The organism is Hymenobacter properus (genome assembly GCF_015694735.1).
Lineage (GTDB): Bacteria > Bacteroidota > Bacteroidia > Cytophagales > Hymenobacteraceae > Hymenobacter > Hymenobacter properus.
Window position 1 is genome coordinate 851,083 of record NZ_JADQDP010000001.1, and the last position, 15,999, is coordinate 867,081.

The window sequence follows — 15,999 nt, forward strand, 5'->3', positions numbered from 1 at the left end:
CAGCAAGCAGCCTAATGATGTAAAAAGCCCCGGCACCATTGCGGTACCGGGGCTTTTTGGTAAAGGGGCGTGCCTGGTTCTAACAGGACGGATGGCTTCGGCTCCGCCTCGCCATGACATGCGATTACCGCATCAGCACCAGCTTGCCCCAGTCGTTCTTGAAGGCGGCATCACCGGCGGTGGTGCGGTGCTTGAACTGGCCGTTCGGGTCGTCGAGGGCCACGCGGTAGAGGTAGGTGCCATTGGCCAGACGGTCGCCGTACTGGTCGGTGCCGTCCCAGGCGTATTCCGACACGTTGTTGCCGATATGCAGCGGGCCCAGCTCGCTCATGAAAATCTCACGCACCACGCGTCCGGTGAGGCTCAAAATCTGAATTTTCATGTTGTTGGGCAGCTGGTCGCCAGTGAGTGTGAACACGAAGCGGGTTTTGCCCACCACAGGGTTCGGATACGGGTACACATTGGAAATCTGCGAGGTGCTCACCACTTCAAATTTCACCTGGAAATCCTGCGAACCAGCGGCGGAGTTGCTGGGGTCGCGGCCCTGCACCCGAAGCGTGTACATGCCATCCGTCAGCGGGGCGGCCTTGCCGGGCTCGAAAGTGAGCTTGGCCACGCTACCGCTAGTCGCGTCCACCGAGAAATTAACATTGCTGGCATTCAGGTCAATCGGCATGGGCGTGCCCACCTGCCCGGGGCGCAGCAATGACACGGTGAAAGCGGAGCGGTCGGTGATGTGGCGCAGCTTGTCCTCGTCATTCAGCTGAATCTGAATAACGGGGCGCGACGACACCAGCTCGCCGTTGAGGATGTGGCGGCCGTCGATGGCCACATCCAGGGTGGGCGGCACGTTGTTGTCAATCACCGTGAAGGCCGCCAGGTTCAACTCGTTGTTGAACAGGTTTAGCTCGGGCAGCGGGCGCGGCGTGGGGTTCACCGTCACCTTGGCGGTGAAGGTGCCAAACCGTCCAATCATGGGGAAAGTCACGGGAATGCGAATGGTCGAGTCGCCCTTGAGCTGGCGCGGGGCCGTCACGTACACGGGCGGCAGCGTGCGGGTGCCGTCGTTCACCTCCACTTTCGCGCGCAGGGGCGTGCCAAAATCGAAGGGGCTCACGTTCTCAAACACTACTGGGAAAGTCAGCGCGCCAGTGCCGACGGCCTGCGCAGTGAGCGTAGCGGGGTCGTAGGCCGTGCTGGGCGTGACCAAATCGCGGCGCACCACGCCTTCGGGCACGCCCTGGTAGGTAATAAACCACTCCTTGAGTTGCGGCGCGCTGCGGTTCACGGTGTCCTGCATGGTCAGCTCCAATTGCATGTAGGGATACTGGGCTGCCGAGAACCGGCTTAGCGAGTAGCCGCCGCGGCTGGGCGAGCCGGCCGGCACGTTGCTTTCCAGCACGGTGCTGTTGTTCAGGGTGTCGATGCCAATAACCTTGAGCGTGTAGCTGCTGGTGGCATTGGGTTCGCGCTGAATCCAGTGGTACAGGTTCTGCCAGCTTTGGGCCGGGCCGATGCGCACCGACGTGATGGTGCCCCGCGACGTAGGCGTGCGCAGCGTATCGGTGAGGCTGATGGACTGGCTGTAGCGGGGCCCCGCGCCGGTGGCCGTGCTCGGCCCCGTTTCGCGGATGAGGCGGCCGCCGCTGGTGCGCTTCTGCGCCAGCAGCGCAAAGGGGTCGCCGTTCTGCAACTGGTTCACCAACTGGGAGCCCAGCAGGGTGCTGAACGCCGTGCGTAGGACGGTCAAGCCGGACCAGCGCAATCGGTTCATGCTCACCACCGCTACGTAGGCCCCATCGGGAACGGCTGCCAGGAAAGTGGCCAGTTGCGCTTGGCGGGCGGCACTATTGTTCAGCGTATTCAAGGTATCAGCCGTCGTAGTGGGGTCGGTACCAAACGTGTAGAAGCTCTGCGCGCCTTGGCCGCATGTGGCCGGAGCTGGCAACCCGCTCACGGGCAGCATGGTGCGCTGGTCATACACGGCAATCAGCAGGTTGGGCGTGCTGGTGGCGCAGTTGGCCACGTAAGGCGGTGTTAGCACATTAGTAAAAATGCCCAGACCTGTGCTGGTGAACGTAGCGGCCGCGCCGGGCAGCCCGCCCCCGTTGGTGCGCAGCACCAACGGCTGGTTCTGGGTACTGAAATCCCAGCGGCCCGATGGCGCCACTTCCACGCCCTGGCGCTGGTCTCGGCGGAATTGAGCATAGTGGCTCTGCGACCATCCGCCCGCCGTGCGGCCCTGAATGATGCGGAACGAGCTCACCACCCAGTTAGCATCTTCGTCGCCGGCCGGCGTTTGGAAGCGCACGCGCCAGTACCACACCACGCTGTCGCGGCCCCCCACCGAGGGCAGCGTGGGCCGCCAGCTAGGCGTAAGCGTGGCTGTAATTACTCCTGAAGTCTGCTTGATGGCCGGGCCGCTGTTGAAGGAGGCGCTGGTATCGGCTTCGAATTCATAGCCGCGCGAAGGGCCTTGGGGGTCGTTAGTTTGGGCCACCAGGCGCGGCCGGTTGTTGCCCACAATGGCAAACTCCACCGGGTTTAGCGGGGTGATGCCCCCGCGCAGGAAGGTGTAGTTGAGAGTAGCCGTGTTGTTGGTTTCGTTGGCTTCGGCCACCCGGTTGCGGTAGTCAATTTCAACCCGGAAAGTATTCACCCCGAACACATTGATGCCCGTCGGATTAGTCAACCGGAAGTCATACGTAGCGCTTCCCTGGGGGCCCTGTGCAAAGGTGCGGGTAACCGGCGAGCCGACAATCGTTCCGTTGATTGTTCGGGTTACCCGAATTTCGACCGAATCGGTTGTTACTTTCAGCGGGTTGCTCACGCCAATCATCAGCGAGAAACTGGCCGACGAAGCCGTGACGGTCGTGGCCGGGGCCACCGGCCGGATAGACAGCGTGGAGTTACTCACCTGCAGGTCGGGCAGTTGCGGCGCGTATAGCGCCACGGCCGGGTCGCCGTGCCACATGGTGCTGAGAAGCTGCTCCACCGAAATTGGGTCGTTGGGGTTGAACAGGCCACCGTTGTTTTGCAGACGGCGCACTGCTTCGTTGTACACGGTCGGAATAGATTTGCCATACCAGTTGGCATCGTTGAAAAGCAACTGGCTGAGTTGGTCTTTTGCGACGTCTAGGTAAGCATCATAGCCTTCTCCAGAGGTACCCAGGCACCCGATGGCCCCTTTGTTGGCGGCAAAAAGCCAGCTTTCAAAGTACGTTGGGCTATTGTCGTAAAATAGACTGGCTGACGCACAGCCGTCAACCATTATTATCGGATACTTGCCTGGGTTGTTGTAGTTCGGGTTCGAATCGGGGGTGCCAAAATCCAGGCTAAACGCCGTGGGCGAGCCGTGCCCAAAGTAGCTAATGAGTCCCAGGCCAGAATTGAGGTAAGGCGAAATGTCGGCTGGAACCAGCAGCGAAGGGCTGCCCACTGGGTTCACGGTGGTCCGCTCGATGGTGGCCACCACGCGCCCGCCAAACAGCGGTCGCTCCACGTACTGCTTGTACTTGTCCAGGTACGAGCGGAAGAGTGGGAATTCACCAGGCTGGGTTCCGCCTCCCAGGTGCAACACGTTTTTGCGCCAAGGCTGGTCGCCCGCCTGTTCGTACTCGCGCAGCTTGTTGAGGTAGGCAATGACCTGCGCGGGGGTGGTGACCGTGAGGCGGCCCGTGCTAAGCTGGGCCGTGAAGTTGTTGTTTAGGTAATCAGCCGTTATCATGTTGTCCGACACCGACCGCGACGAAGTAGGTACCAGGTCCAGGCCCCGCTCCCCGGTTCCCCGGGGCACAAGGGTAGCATCGGAAATGTAGGCCCTGCCATACGCAGAGGGTTGCAGGCCCTTGCCCAGCAGCAGCAAATAACGGGGACGGCCCGGCGTGTTGGCCGCCGCTATCCAACGTCCAAAGTGGCGCAAGGCCAGCCACGACCGGTCGCCGTAAGTGAACTGGTCGTAGAGTTGGGGGGCGGTTACCATCAGCGTGTCGTAGCGGGGCACGCCAGCCGTGCCGGGGTTGGCGCGGTACTTGGCGTATTCCAAAGCCGCGTTGGCGAAGCCGCCGGCCGGCTTCATCAGCTGCGGATGGGTAACGATGATGAAGTTGGGCTGCCCGGGGCTGATGACGCGGAAATTGACGCGCCGCGCCCGCACCGGCGGCTGGGCAGCGGCAGCTTCCTCCGCCAGTAGCAGGGTGTGGGTGGCACTGGCGTTTGCATCTGGAAACACGAAGCGGCGCCGCGTGCCAGTGGTGGTGCTCAGCACGCGCTGCACGTTGTACAGGTCTTGCACGTCGAAACCTACCGTAGTGGTCGGAATGGAGTCGGTTTCGAATTCGTAGGTAGCCGGGCCGGTTAAGGTCGAGTCGTTTTGGAAGGTGACGCTGCGGCGGTTACGAAGCCACCGGTTGGGCTGCGGCGTGATGAAGCGCGCGTAGCACATGTAGTAGTTGTCGCGGGGCACCGCCGACGCATCTAGCCGATGCGCTACCGTGACGGCTCCGTTCATGACATCGGAGCGTTGCAGGGTAAAGCTTTGCCGGTACCGGCCGCGCCCCGACCAGCGCATCACGCCCAACGTGCGGTAGGTGGTAGCCGAGGTTTTCACCCGGATTTCCGCCGCGTGCGCGTTGGCATCGGGCGCGAACAAGGCAATTTCCACCCTTGGGTTCTGGCCAGTGGCGGGCAGCACCTGCACCAGCGAATCGGTACGCTCGTCGGTAGTGCCGCCGCCGAAGAAACCCTCGCCGGGTTCCAGCCACGGCAAGTAGTTTCGCTGCGTAACTGGCGTTTCAATGAAATAGTACGTCCTCAGCTTTAGCTCATTCTGAATTCGGTTCGCATGCACTGCACCGCCGGCCGCAGCGGGCTGGGCCATATGGCGCCCCTGCACACCGGGCCGCCAAGTGATGAAGTAGCTGGCCGTGTCGGTATAAAAGCTATAATAAGGATGGGGCTGGTCAACCGCATTCTTGTAGAGCTCGGCATCGAGCCGGCCGTCGTTGTGGATGGCGTAGAACTCCACAAACGACGTAGCGTCGAGCGTGGTCTGGTTGCCGCCCACGTAGGTAGCTATTTCGCGGCCACGACGCCAAATTTGCAGCTGATTGGGGGCCACGCCCGCAATGCCGGCTTGCGTCAGGTACTGGTAGTCGAGCTTGTATAAGCCGTCCTTCACAATTTTTACCTTGTAATAGGTCTGGCCAGGCACAATCCACTCGTTCCCCACTGGGCCCGACTGGGCCCGCGCCGGGGCCATGCCCAGCCCCATACACAGCACCAGCAGCCCCAGGGACAGCTGCCGCAACGACAGCAAGTAGTTTTTAAGCATACTAATAGTTGAATGGTAGATATTTATTCTATCGGACCCTACGCAAATGGCAGGGCCTGGGTGCTGCCCAGCCGACTTATTTGAAGCCATAGCCCAGCGACACAATCAGTGAGTTGGTTTGGGAGGTGCTGCCCAGCTTTTCCACTGCCAGGCGCGAAAGGGCCAAATCGACGCGCAGGCCGCTGATAGCCGCGCCGGCGCCCAGGCTGTACTGGCCTTTCCAGCTGCTTTCGTAGTCGCCGTTGGCGTTTTTGGTGAAGCTTTGAATTTTCTGGTAGTTGCCCACGCCGCCCCGCAAAAACACCAGGTTTTTGTAGCCCAGCTCCAGGCCCAGGCGCGGGTCCACACTCACGGCTTTGCTCGAAATCACGGTGTTGCGCTGGCCGTCGGTGGTCGTTTCCAAATCGGCGGCCACCAGGGCCGAGAACTGCTTGGGCAGTTCGATGCGCCGTCCCACGCCCAGCACAAAGCGCGGCAGGGTGATTTCAGAGCTGTTGGTCGGGATGGCGTCCACGCCGTTGGCCGTCGAGTTGTTGATGCCCTTCTGGTACTCGGCGGCGTTGATGCTCCACTGCGTGAAGGTGGTGGTGATGTCGCGCGCCATCAAACCCAGGTTCCAGCCCTTATGGTTGTACTGCACGCCGGCGTCGATGCCGAAGCCATAGCCGTTGGCAAAGCTGCCGATGTTGCGGTAAATGACCTTGGCGTTGGCCCCTACACTCAGCCCTTCCACCTTCTCAATCTTGCGGGCGTACGACAGCAGCAAAGCGTAGTCGGCCACCGAGAAGTAGGTAATTTTGTCGTAGTTGATGCCGCCGTACTCGTCCACCAGGGAGCGGGTATCGGCAATGTTGTCCACGCCCAGGCGCATGATGCTCACGCCGATGGCACTCTTGCTGTCCAGCGGCATGGCGAAGGCAGCGTAGTCGTTTTTCACCACCCCCGAAAACAGCTCGGAGTGCATCAGCACGCCGTCGTACTTGTGGGTTTGGTTGGTGAGGCCGGCGGGGTTCCAGTAGCCGGCGGTGGCGTCGTTGGCCAGGCTCACCTGCACTTTGCCCATGCCCAGTGCGCGCGCGCCCACGCCGAGGTTGAGAAATTCGTTGCTGTATTTGGGCGTTTTGGTTTGGGCGGTGGCGGGTAGCGCCAGCGCCACCGTGGCTCCGAGTACCAGCAGCCCGCGGGCGGCAGAGGAAAGTTGGGGCATATAAAAAGCGAAAGTGAAGGTTTGGCGCCGTGGCAACGCAAGTTACTCCATTATAGTGCGCCGGAGGCCCGCGAATTTCGGGCCAATTACCCGTTTGCGCCGGCCGGGGCTCCCGGTGGCGCGGCAATGGCAACGAGTTGACTAGGCCAACGCCTTGCTCTCATGCAAACGCCGCGCTCCGCCGCCCATAATTCCCCCTCATACGGGCCCGGCAAACATTGCGACATCAAAATTTAACAAAAATTTTATTACTGATAATCAATGGCTAATAAAATTTTATTAGCCAAAGTGATAAATTATTCATCCAGTACCTTGCGTTACAAAGTACCTACCATACATTTGTACTGTTTCTCACCCACTAGTAATTCGCAACGCCCATGAAACTCGAGAACACCCAGGTTCAGATGCGCAAGGGAATCCTTGAGTTCTGCATCCTGGAAATCATCGCCCGCGGCGAAGCCTACGCCTCCGACATGCTGGAGGAGCTGACTTCGGCCCGCATGATAGTGGTGGAGGGCACGCTCTACCCGCTGCTCACCCGCCTCAAAAACGCCGCCCTGCTCGACTATGTGTGGAAGGAAAGCACCAGCGGCCCGCCCCGCAAATACTACACCCTGACCGACACCGGCCGCCAGTTCCTCGACGAACTGCGCGACACCTGGGAGGAAATGGCCACCTCGGTCGGTATCATCCGGCATACGGCACCCCCTAAGTCCGCCGCCTGATTTCACCTTCTTTTTCCTTCCCACTCACCGCATTAAACGGCCGTTTTTCAGCCCTTTATCATGAAAAAGAACATCAGCATCAACCTCCAAGGCATCATCTTCCACATCGAGGAAGACGGTTTTGAGGTGCTCAGCCGCTACCTGGCCGAGGTGAAGGCGCACTTCGCCAACTACCGCGGCCACGAAGACATCGTGTCCGACATCGAGGGCCGCATTGCCGAGCTGTTTTCGGTGCGCCTTTCGCCCATGCAGCAGGTCATTACGATTGATGACGTGAACGCCATGGTGGCCAAGATGGGCCGCGTGAGCGACTTCGCCACCGACGACCTCGACGCCGAAGACGTAGAGGAAACCGCCACCGCCGGCCGCGCCAGCGCCTTTGGCCCCGAGGGTGCGTTTGGCACCAAAGGCCCCTTTGGCCCCGAAGGTACGTTTGGCCGCAAGGGTCCTTTCGGCCCTGAGGGTGCTTTCGGCCCCGGCGCCGCGGCTGCCGATGCCGCCCCTGCTGAGCCCAAGCGCCTGTACCGCGACATGGCCCACCGCAAAATTGCCGGCGTGGCCGCAGGCATGGCCCAGTACTTCGCCGTGAACCCGGTGTGGGTGCGCCTGGGCTGGATTGCCCTGGTGTTCATCCTGCCCGGCTTGTTCGGTGCCCTCAACTTCACCCGTGGCGACAACCACATTCATTTCGGCGGCTGGGCCTTCCTGGCCTACGTCATCCTCTGGATTTTGCTGCCCAAGCGCTACGACGCTCCTGCTCCTACCGATGCCATGCTGAACCAGGGCCCCCTGGCCGGCCGCAAGCTGTTTCGCGACACCGGTAGCGCTAAAATTGCCGGCGTGGCTGCGGGCCTGGGCGCCTACTTCAACATCGACGTGACGCTGGTGCGCGTGCTGCTACTGGCCGGCTTGTTTGCCGGGGGCTTCACGCTCATGCTCTACATCATCTTGTGGATAGTCTTGCCCGAGGCCAAAACGGTCTCGGACAAGCTGCGCATGCGGGGCGACGACATTACGCTGGAAAGCTTCGACAGCAGCGCCCGCAACAACGCCTTCGCCGATGGCACTGCGACGACGAACCGCCCCGTGGGCGCCTTCGTGGAAGACGCCGCCCGCAACCTGCGCCCTGCCGTGAACTTCGTGGGCTCGTCCATCCGCATCATCGCCGGCATCCTGCTCACCATGGTTGGGTTCGGCTGCTTGGTGGCGCTGGCCATTGCCTTGGGCGCCGGCATCGGCCTGCTGCCGCAGTCGCAAAGCATTGTGGTGGGCGATGCCCCGGCGCACGTGATGCTGAACGGCGTGCCCGGCTGGGGCCTGCTGGCCGGATTCCTGGTGCTGGCCATTCCGGCGCTGTCCTTGCTGCTGAGCGGCCTGAACCTGCTGTTCCGCATTTCCATCATGCCCCGCACCGTGAGCTTGTCCTTGCTGGGGCTGTGGCTGCTGAGCGTGGTGGGCCTGGTGTCCGTTATTGCCCAGCAAAGCCGTGAATTCCAGTACGAAACCACGGTAGAACAGTCGGAGCGCTACCCCCAGATTACCACCCCGGTGATTATGCTGGACCGCCGCCATGTGGACCGGCAGTGGGAACAGCACGTGGGCCTGCGCATCGTGGGTGTGGATAGCGGCAAGACCGTAGAAGTGCTGCGCACCATGGGCGCCCACGGCGCCACCGAAGAAGTGGCCCGTCGCAACGCCCTCACCACCATCGACTACACCATCCGGACCAGCGGCGACTCTTCGCTGGTGCTCGACGACCATTTCTCCTTCCTGCCCGACGCCAAGTACCGCCGCCAGGAGCTCACCGTGACCCTGCGCTTGCCCCGCGACCGCACCTTCCGCCTGAGCCGCGACTTTGCTTACGACCTGCTGGGCGACGAGGACTTCGTGAACGACCGACGCCCCGAAGACCCCGAAACGCACCGCTACCGCCTGCGCGGCAACAAGCTGGAGTGCATTGCCTGCACCGACGAGCAACTCGGCCGCGACGAAGACGAGGACGACTCCGACGTGAACATCAACATTGACGCTGATAACGACGAAGGCGACAACAACGACGAGGACAACAACCGCGGGGCCACGGCCTTCAGCACCGACCTGAACAGCTACGGCCCCGACCGCCGCACGTTCCAGGAAACCGGCTTCACCCGGGTGAGCGCCGTGGGTGGCTACCGCGTGGTGATTCGGCGCGGCGACAGCTTCAAAATCGAAGCCGGCGGCGACAAGGACGTGCTGAACGACCTGCGCGTGGAGCTGGAAGGCAACGAGTTGCAAATCAAGCCCCGCACCACCAGCGGCTCCTTCCTGGGCCGCAACTGGAACCACAACGAGCGCAAAGCCCTCATCCGCATCGAGATGCCCGCGGTGGAGCGCCTGGAGCTGGCCGGCGGCATCACGGCCGACCTCGGCGGCTTCGAGCGCCAGGACCGGCTCGACATCACCCAGGCCGGCGCCACCGCCCTGAACCTGAACGGCGACTACGGCACGCTCAAGATTGGGCAAGCCGGCGCCTGCCGCACCACCGCCACGGGCCACGCCGACGAGCTGTCGCTGGACGCCGCCATGGCCTGCGAACTGGCCGCCGCCAACCTGCAGGCCCGCAACGCCGACATCGACCTGGCCGCTGCCTGCAAAGCCCGCGTGAACGTGACCGAATCCTTGAAAGGCAACGCCGTGGGGGCCAGCTCCATTGCTTACAGCGGCAACCCGAAAAACGTAAAAGTGGAAACGGTGGGCGCTTCCAGCGTGAAACGCCTTTAAGCCAAAATTTTCTAGGTTAAGAATTTAATCGCAGGCAACCCTCCCCTCGTAAACAACATCTATCCTCCCGAAACCAAGAAGTCAGGCTTAGTTTGGTGAGTGAACGACGCCTCCTTCCGGAGCCAGCCCTTTGGCCGCCCCCTGCTGCAACAGGAAGGCCAAGGCTGGCTCCATTTCGTTTTTGATGGTTCCTTCCAGAATGGCTTCCATCACGGCTTCCTTCAGTTCGCCCACAGCGCGCGAGGGTTTCAGCCCGAAGGTTTGCATGATGATTTCGCCGGTGATGACGGGCTTGAAGTTGCGCAGGTGGTCTTTTTCTTCCACCTCCTTCAGCTTCTCTTCCACCTGCGTGAAGTTGCGCAGGTAGCGCTCCTTCTTCGTGTGGTCTTTGCTGGTGATGTCGGCCCGGCACAGGAGCATCAGGCGGTCAATGTCATCGCCGGCTTCGAACAACAGGCGGCGCACGGCCGAGTCCGTCACGGTTTCCTTCACCAGCGCGATGGGGCGCAGGTGCAGCCGCACCAGCTTCTGTACCATGCGCATCTCCTCGCCCAGCGGCAGTTTTAGGTCGGTGAAGATGCCGGGCACCCAGCGCGCGCCCTTGTCCTCGTGGCCGTGGAATGTCCAGCCCACCTTGGGGAAGTAGCGCTTGGTGGCGGGCTTGGCGATGTCGTGCAGCACGGCGGCCCAGCGCAGCCACAGGTCACCGCCGGCGTTGGCCACGTTGTCGAGCACCTGCAGGGTGTGGTAGAAATTGTCCTTGTGGGCGTGGTTGCCCACTTTTTCCACCCCGTGCAGCAGCGCCATCTTGGGGAAGATGAGCTGCAGCAGCCCCGTCTGAAACAGCAGCTTGAAGCCGTAGCTCGGCGTGGGCGACTCAATAATCTTGTTCAGCTCCACGGTGATGCGTTCCTGCGACACAATCTTGATTCGTTCCTTATTCCGAATGATGGCGTCGAAGGTGTCGGGCTCGATATCAAAGTTGAGCTGACTTGCAAAACGTATGGCGCGCATCATGCGCAACGGGTCGTCGGAGAAGGTAACATCGGGCCCCAGCGGCGTGCGGATGGTTTTGCCGGCCAGGTCCTTCATGCCCTCGTAGCGGTCCACCAGCTCGCCGAAGTTCTCGGGGTTGAGGCTGATGCCAAGGGCGTTGATGGTGAAGTCGCGGCGGGCCAGGTCTTCTTCCAGCGTGCCGGCTTCCACCTCGGGCTTGCGGCTTTCGGCGCGGTAGCTCTCCTTGCGGGCCCCCACAAATTCAATGTCGCCGGCCTCCTTGGTGGGCAGCATGGCCGTGCCGAAGTTTTTGAACACCTGCACCCGGCCGCGGCCTTTCAGCTTGGCGCCCACGGCCTGGGCCAGCGCAATGCCGTCGCCCACCGTCACCACGTCAATGTCCTTGCTATCGCGCCTCAGCGCCAAATCCCGCACGTAGCCGCCGATGACGTAGGCAGGCTGGTTCAATTCAGCCGCGGCTTCGGCGATGGTTCGAAAAATGGGCAATTCGGGCAGTCGGGGCGTGTTCATGGGCGCAAAGGTCGGGGCTGACGGCAAAACGCGTCGTCCGCACCACTTGTCATTGCGAGTGAAGCGCAGCGAAACGCGGCAATCCGTCCTCTCGATACCAGACACTTTCTTATACCAGAAAGCCCCGGTACTGCGCAGTACCGGGGCTTTTTTTGCCTTTGTTACAACATTATGCTGGTCGCCGAGAACAGGACGGATTGCTTCGTCTCCGCTTGATTCGCGGAATGCTCGCAATGACAGGCGCTTTACTCCCGCACCACTTCCAGCTTGCCGCCAGTTCCCAGCCGCACTACCCGCGAGGGCGCTACCCGCGTGTCGTCGTCCTGCCGCCAGTTCGCCACGTAATCCACCCCGCGCACGATGTAGGGGTCAACTTCCGTATAGACAGCGGGCGTGGGCTCTCCAGCCTTATTAGCTGAGGTGGAAACCAAGCCGTGGCCCAGCCGCCGCACCACTTTGTGGCAAAACTCATCCTTAGGCAGGCGCAGGCCCACGGTGCCATCGGGCCCTATTAGGTCGGGCGCGAGGGCGCGGCTGGCGGGCAGGATGTAGGTGGTGGGCCGGGTATCGGCGGCCATCATTGCCTCCAACTCATCGGGCACGTTGGTGGTGTAGCGCTTGAGCATGGCCCAGTCGGCCACCAGCACGATGCTGGGCTTGCCGGCTTCGCGGCCCTTTAGCTGGTACAGCTTTTTCACGGCCGGGGGTGCCTCGGCGTCGCAGCCCAGGCCCCACACGGTATCGGTGGGGTAAAGGATGACCTGCTGCAACAACAGGGCATCGATGGTGGCTTCTACTTCTTGTTGTAAACGGTTCATAGGAAGTGTAGCGCGGACTCTGCGAGTCCGCGCATTGTTAAGGATTCAGAACAATGTCCGGATGATGCGCGGACTCGCAGAGTCCGCGCTACTTGATGCTCTGGCACAGCTCTACCAGTACGCCAGCCGCGCTTTTCGGGTGCACAAAACACACCAGCTTATTATCGGCCCCGCGCTTGGGCTCCTCGTTCAGCAGCACGAAGCCCTCCCCGCGCAGTCGCGCCATCTCGGTCCGGATGTCATCCACCTCAAAGGCCACGTGGTGAATGCCTTCGGGCTTTTTGCTCAGGAATTTCGTGATGGCGCTATCGGGCGAGGTGCCGGCCAGCAGCTCAATCTTAGAGCCACCCACCTGAAAGAAAACGGTGTCGACGGCTTCGCTAGCCACGTGCTCCTTCTTATAAGGTGCCGCGCCCAGCAGCGTGGTGTAGAGAGCGGTGGCGGCTTCGAGGTCGTGCACGGCCAGGCCGAGGTGTTCGAGGTTGGTGAGCATGGCTGAATAACTGAAAAATGGCTGCACAAAGGCTGCTGGTACCGAAAAAACCCGGTTTTGCCGAGTAATTCGGGCCCACGCCTAAAGTCAGCGCATTTCCTTATTTAGATTGTATCTACTTTTGTGGGACCAAAGAAAACTGATTGCCCCCAAACCATGTTCTAGCGGGGTATCAGCCTTTCGATTGGCTTCCCATTTGTCACTACTGCTGCGCTCCATGCTCAAGCTTCCTATTTACCTCGACAACAACGCCACCACCCCCCTCGACCCGCGGGTGCTGGAGGCCATGATGCCTTACCTGACCGACGTGTTCGGCAACGCCGCTTCGCGCAACCACCCCTTCGGCTGGGCCGCGGAGGAGGCCGTGGACTACGCCCGCGAGCAAATCGCCAAGCTCATCAACTGCGACGCCAAGGAAATCATCTTCACCTCGGGCGCTACCGAGTCGGATAACCTCGGCATCAAGGGCGTGTTTGAGATGTACAGCCAGAAGGGCAACCACATCATCACCGCCACCACCGAGCACAAAGCGGTGCTCGACACCTGCAAGCACATTGAGAAGCTTGGCGGCAAGGTGACCTACCTGCCCGTGAACGAGCAGGGCCTCATCAGCCTCGAAGAGCTGGAAGCCGCCATGACGCCCCAGACCATTCTGGTGACCATCATGTATGGCAACAACGAGACGGGCACCATCCAGCCCATCCGCGAAATCGCCAAAATCGCCCACGCGCACGGCGCCCTGTTCATGACGGATGCCACCCAGGCCGTGGGCAAAATCCCGGTTGATGTGATTGCCGACGGTATCGACATCATGGCTTTCTCGGGTCACAAAATCTACGGCCCCAAAGGCGTGGGCGCCCTCTACGTGCGTCGCAAGAACCCCCGGGTGAAAGTGACCGCCCAGATGGACGGCGGCGGCCACGAGCGCGGCATGCGCTCGGGCACCCTCAACGTACCCGGCATCGTGGGCCTGGGCAAGGCCTGCGAAGTGGCCATGCAGGACATGGAAGCCGACACCGCCCGCCTCTCGGCCATGCGCGACCGCCTGGAGCGCGAGCTGCTGACCCTGGAGGAAAGCTACGTGAACGGCTCGCGTGAGCACCGACTGCCCCACGTCACGAACATCAGCTTCAAGTACGTGGAAGGCGAAGGCCTGATGATGGGTGTGAAGGACCTGGCCGTATCCTCTGGCTCGGCCTGCACCAGCGCCAGCCTCGAGCCCAGCTACGTGCTCAAGGCCCTGGGCCTGAGCGACGACCTGGCCCACAGCAGCCTGCGCTTCGGCCTGAGCCGCTTCACCACCGACGAGCAAATCGATTACGCCATCAACCACGTAAAAGAAGCCGTGACCAAGCTCCGCGAAATGTCGCCCCTGTGGGAGATGTTCAAGGAAGGCGTCGACCTCAGCAAGATTGAGTGGGCGGAACATTAATTCAGTGAACAGTTATCACTGAGCAGTGAACAATATCGTTCTTATATGCTCATTTGAATAACTGCTCACTGTTCACTGCAAACTGTTAACTGAAAATAAAATGGCTTACTCCGATAAAGTAATCGACCACTACAGCAACCCCCGCAACGTGGGCACGCTGGACAAAAGCAAAAAGAACGTAGGCACCGGCCTCGTGGGCGCCCCTGAGTGCGGCGACGTGATGCGCCTGCAAATTGAGGTGGACGAAGCCACCAATACCATTACCGACGCCAAGTTTAAGACCTTCGGCTGCGGCTCGGCCATCGCCTCGTCGTCGCTGGCGACGGAGTGGCTGAAAGGCAAGACCGTGGACGAGGCTCTGGCCATCGACAACATGGAGATTGTGGAAGAGCTGGCTCTGCCGCCCGTGAAAATTCACTGCTCGGTGCTGGCCGAAGACGCCATCAAGTCGGCCATCTCGGACTACCGCGTGAAAAACGGCCTGCCCGCGCTGGAGCTGACGCACCACTAATCTGGTTTCCCCCTGTCATCCTGAGCGCAGCGAAGGACCTTGTCACCCGGAACAAAAAAAGTTCTGACTGGATAAGGTCCTTCGCTACGCTCAGGATGACGTTTTTTATTCAGTCACCCGATGGATGAATTTGAAATTGCCCGCCTGCAGCGCGAGATTCAGCAGTACCTGGGGCTGACGGCCGAACAGCTGCGGTTTGAGTTTCGGCAGCTGGATGGCCTGACGCGGTTGGACCTGATTACGGTGAACCCGCGGCACCAGCAGAGCTTTCTGTTTCGCTACGAAACCGGGCGCGACCAAGTGGAATGCCTGCAGAAGATGCTGGACTACGTGAAGCGCTTCCGCGATACCGAAAGCTCTTACACCGTGCAATGGCGCAGCCCCGGCGACCGGGAGCTGCACACGTCCTACTTCCGGGCCCACAACGCCTACGAGGCGCTGGACAAGCTCTACTTCGGGCGCGACCTCAATGCCATTACGGTTTTCAGCGTGGTGCTGAACCCTAGCTCTTAAGCTTTTAGACGGATTGAAGGGAATTGGTGAACAAAGCCTTGGGCTAGCTTGTTTATAATCTATCTAAATTGCACCTTGATTTAACTATTTGAGCGGGCTCACCCCTCTCCCACTGCCATGATTACCGTTTCGGAAAAAGCCAAAGAGAAAGTTTCGCGCCTGATGCACGACGCGCATCTGGATGACACTTACCGCCTGCGCGCCTCGGTGGCCGGTGGCGGCTGCTCGGGCCTGAGCTACAAGCTGGACTTCGACAACGAGGTGCGGCCCATGGACCAGGAGTTTGAGGACAAGGGCATCCGCGTGGTGGTCGACATGAAGAGTTTCCTTTACCTGGCCGGGACCGAGCTGGACTTCTCCGACGGCCTCAACGGCAAAGGCTTCCAGTTCAACAACCCTAACGCCTCGCGTGAGTGCGGATGCGGCGAAAGCTTCTCCGTCTAAACCGCGAATTCATCCGGATTTTGCGGATTCCACGGATTTTGTAGCTGGCCGCTAATGGCCGGCATTAAAACAGAAAGGCCGCCTGAATGGGTGGCCTTTCTGTTTTGGAATAGTTTGACACGAAGGGCATTCTATCCTAATAGCTCCTACGATTGGACAAGAGTTAACATTAAAAAAGGCCACCCGATGGGGTGGCCTTTTTCGTTTTCAGCACATCCACAAAATCCGCGAAATCTG

The 15,999-nt window shown here is 60.8% G+C and carries 11 protein-coding genes; 6 read left to right on the forward strand and 5 right to left on the reverse strand.

Annotation, left to right across the window (positions count from 1 at the left end; translation table 11 throughout):
- Nucleotides 1-124: 124 nt before the first annotated feature.
- On the reverse strand, nt 125-5,332 hold the full coding sequence (gene porU2 / locus I2I01_RS03705; protein WP_196285064.1) for a putative type IX secretion system sortase PorU2: 5,208 nt from the start codon (nt 5,330-5,332) through the stop codon (nt 125-127).
- A gap of 76 nt (nt 5,333-5,408) precedes the next feature.
- On the reverse strand, nt 5,409-6,539 hold the full coding sequence (locus tag I2I01_RS03710; RefSeq protein ID WP_196285065.1) for a putative type IX sorting system protein PorV2: 1,131 nt from the start codon (nt 6,537-6,539) through the stop codon (nt 5,409-5,411).
- 377 nt (nt 6,540-6,916) lie between these two features.
- On the opposite strand from I2I01_RS03710, the gene I2I01_RS03715 reads away from it, so the two are divergent.
- Both I2I01_RS03715 and I2I01_RS03720 read left to right on the forward strand, forming a co-directional pair.
- Nucleotides 6,917-7,264 (forward strand): PadR family transcriptional regulator, encoded by a 348-nt coding sequence (locus I2I01_RS03715; protein WP_196285066.1) that lies wholly within the window; start codon nt 6,917-6,919, stop codon nt 7,262-7,264.
- A gap of 60 nt (nt 7,265-7,324) precedes the next feature.
- The gene (locus I2I01_RS03720) at nt 7,325-10,024 is read left to right on the forward strand and encodes a PspC domain-containing protein (RefSeq protein WP_196285067.1); all 2,700 of its coding nucleotides are present in this window, start codon (nt 7,325-7,327) and stop codon (nt 10,022-10,024) included.
- Between the two features lie 87 nt (nt 10,025-10,111).
- Here the strand turns inward: I2I01_RS03720 and I2I01_RS03725 are convergent, their stop codons facing one another.
- The 3 genes from I2I01_RS03725 to mce form a co-directional block, all read right to left on the reverse strand.
- Entirely contained in the window at nt 10,112-11,551 is a 1,440-nt protein-coding gene (locus I2I01_RS03725) for a CCA tRNA nucleotidyltransferase (protein WP_196285068.1), read from the reverse strand.
- A 245-nt stretch (nt 11,552-11,796) separates the two neighbouring features.
- On the reverse strand, nt 11,797-12,369 hold the full coding sequence (locus I2I01_RS03730; RefSeq protein WP_196285069.1) for an L-threonylcarbamoyladenylate synthase: 573 nt from the start codon (nt 12,367-12,369) through the stop codon (nt 11,797-11,799).
- 88 nt (nt 12,370-12,457) lie between these two features.
- On the reverse strand, nt 12,458-12,862 hold the full coding sequence (gene mce, locus I2I01_RS03735; RefSeq protein ID WP_196285070.1) for a methylmalonyl-CoA epimerase: 405 nt from the start codon (nt 12,860-12,862) through the stop codon (nt 12,458-12,460).
- A gap of 217 nt (nt 12,863-13,079) precedes the next feature.
- On the opposite strand from mce, the gene I2I01_RS03740 reads away from it, so the two are divergent.
- The 4 genes from I2I01_RS03740 to I2I01_RS03755 all read left to right on the forward strand — a co-directional run bounded on the left by I2I01_RS03740 (nt 13,080) and on the right by I2I01_RS03755 (nt 15,762).
- Nucleotides 13,080-14,294, forward strand: coding sequence for an IscS subfamily cysteine desulfurase (locus I2I01_RS03740; protein ID WP_196285071.1), 1,215 nt, complete (start codon nt 13,080-13,082; stop codon nt 14,292-14,294).
- Nucleotides 14,295-14,394: 100 nt separating this feature from the next.
- The gene (gene iscU / locus I2I01_RS03745; RefSeq protein WP_196285072.1) at nt 14,395-14,805 is read left to right on the forward strand and encodes a Fe-S cluster assembly scaffold IscU; all 411 of its coding nucleotides are present in this window, start codon (nt 14,395-14,397) and stop codon (nt 14,803-14,805) included.
- 120 nt (nt 14,806-14,925) lie between these two features.
- Complete coding sequence (locus I2I01_RS03750) at nt 14,926-15,318, forward strand: hypothetical protein (protein ID WP_196285073.1); 393 nt, start codon at nt 14,926-14,928, stop codon at nt 15,316-15,318.
- A gap of 117 nt (nt 15,319-15,435) precedes the next feature.
- Nucleotides 15,436-15,762 (forward strand): HesB/IscA family protein, encoded by a 327-nt coding sequence (locus I2I01_RS03755; RefSeq protein ID WP_196285074.1) that lies wholly within the window; start codon nt 15,436-15,438, stop codon nt 15,760-15,762.
- The last annotated feature ends 237 nt before the right edge of the window (nt 15,763-15,999 follow it).

Excerpts from the sequence above, each read along its gene's own strand:
- I2I01_RS03715 (WP_196285066.1), top strand. The coding sequence starts at position 6,917 with ATGAAACTCGAGAACACCCAGGTTCAGATGCGCAAGGGAATCCTTGAG.
- I2I01_RS03725 (WP_196285068.1), bottom strand. The coding sequence starts at position 11,551 with ATGAACACGCCCCGACTGCCCGAATTGCCCATTTTTCGAACCATCGCC.
- I2I01_RS03720 (WP_196285067.1), top strand. The coding sequence starts at position 7,325 with ATGAAAAAGAACATCAGCATCAACCTCCAAGGCATCATCTTCCACATC.
- iscU (WP_196285072.1), top strand. The coding sequence starts at position 14,395 with ATGGCTTACTCCGATAAAGTAATCGACCACTACAGCAACCCCCGCAAC.
- I2I01_RS03755 (WP_196285074.1), top strand. The coding sequence starts at position 15,436 with ATGATTACCGTTTCGGAAAAAGCCAAAGAGAAAGTTTCGCGCCTGATG.
- I2I01_RS03710 (WP_196285065.1), bottom strand. The coding sequence starts at position 6,539 with ATGCCCCAACTTTCCTCTGCCGCCCGCGGGCTGCTGGTACTCGGAGCC.
- I2I01_RS03750 (WP_196285073.1), top strand. The coding sequence starts at position 14,926 with ATGGATGAATTTGAAATTGCCCGCCTGCAGCGCGAGATTCAGCAGTAC.
- I2I01_RS03740 (WP_196285071.1), top strand. The coding sequence starts at position 13,080 with ATGCTCAAGCTTCCTATTTACCTCGACAACAACGCCACCACCCCCCTC.
- porU2 (WP_196285064.1), bottom strand. The coding sequence starts at position 5,332 with ATGCTTAAAAACTACTTGCTGTCGTTGCGGCAGCTGTCCCTGGGGCTG.
- mce (WP_196285070.1), bottom strand. The coding sequence starts at position 12,862 with ATGCTCACCAACCTCGAACACCTCGGCCTGGCCGTGCACGACCTCGAA.
- I2I01_RS03730 (WP_196285069.1), bottom strand. The coding sequence starts at position 12,369 with ATGAACCGTTTACAACAAGAAGTAGAAGCCACCATCGATGCCCTGTTG.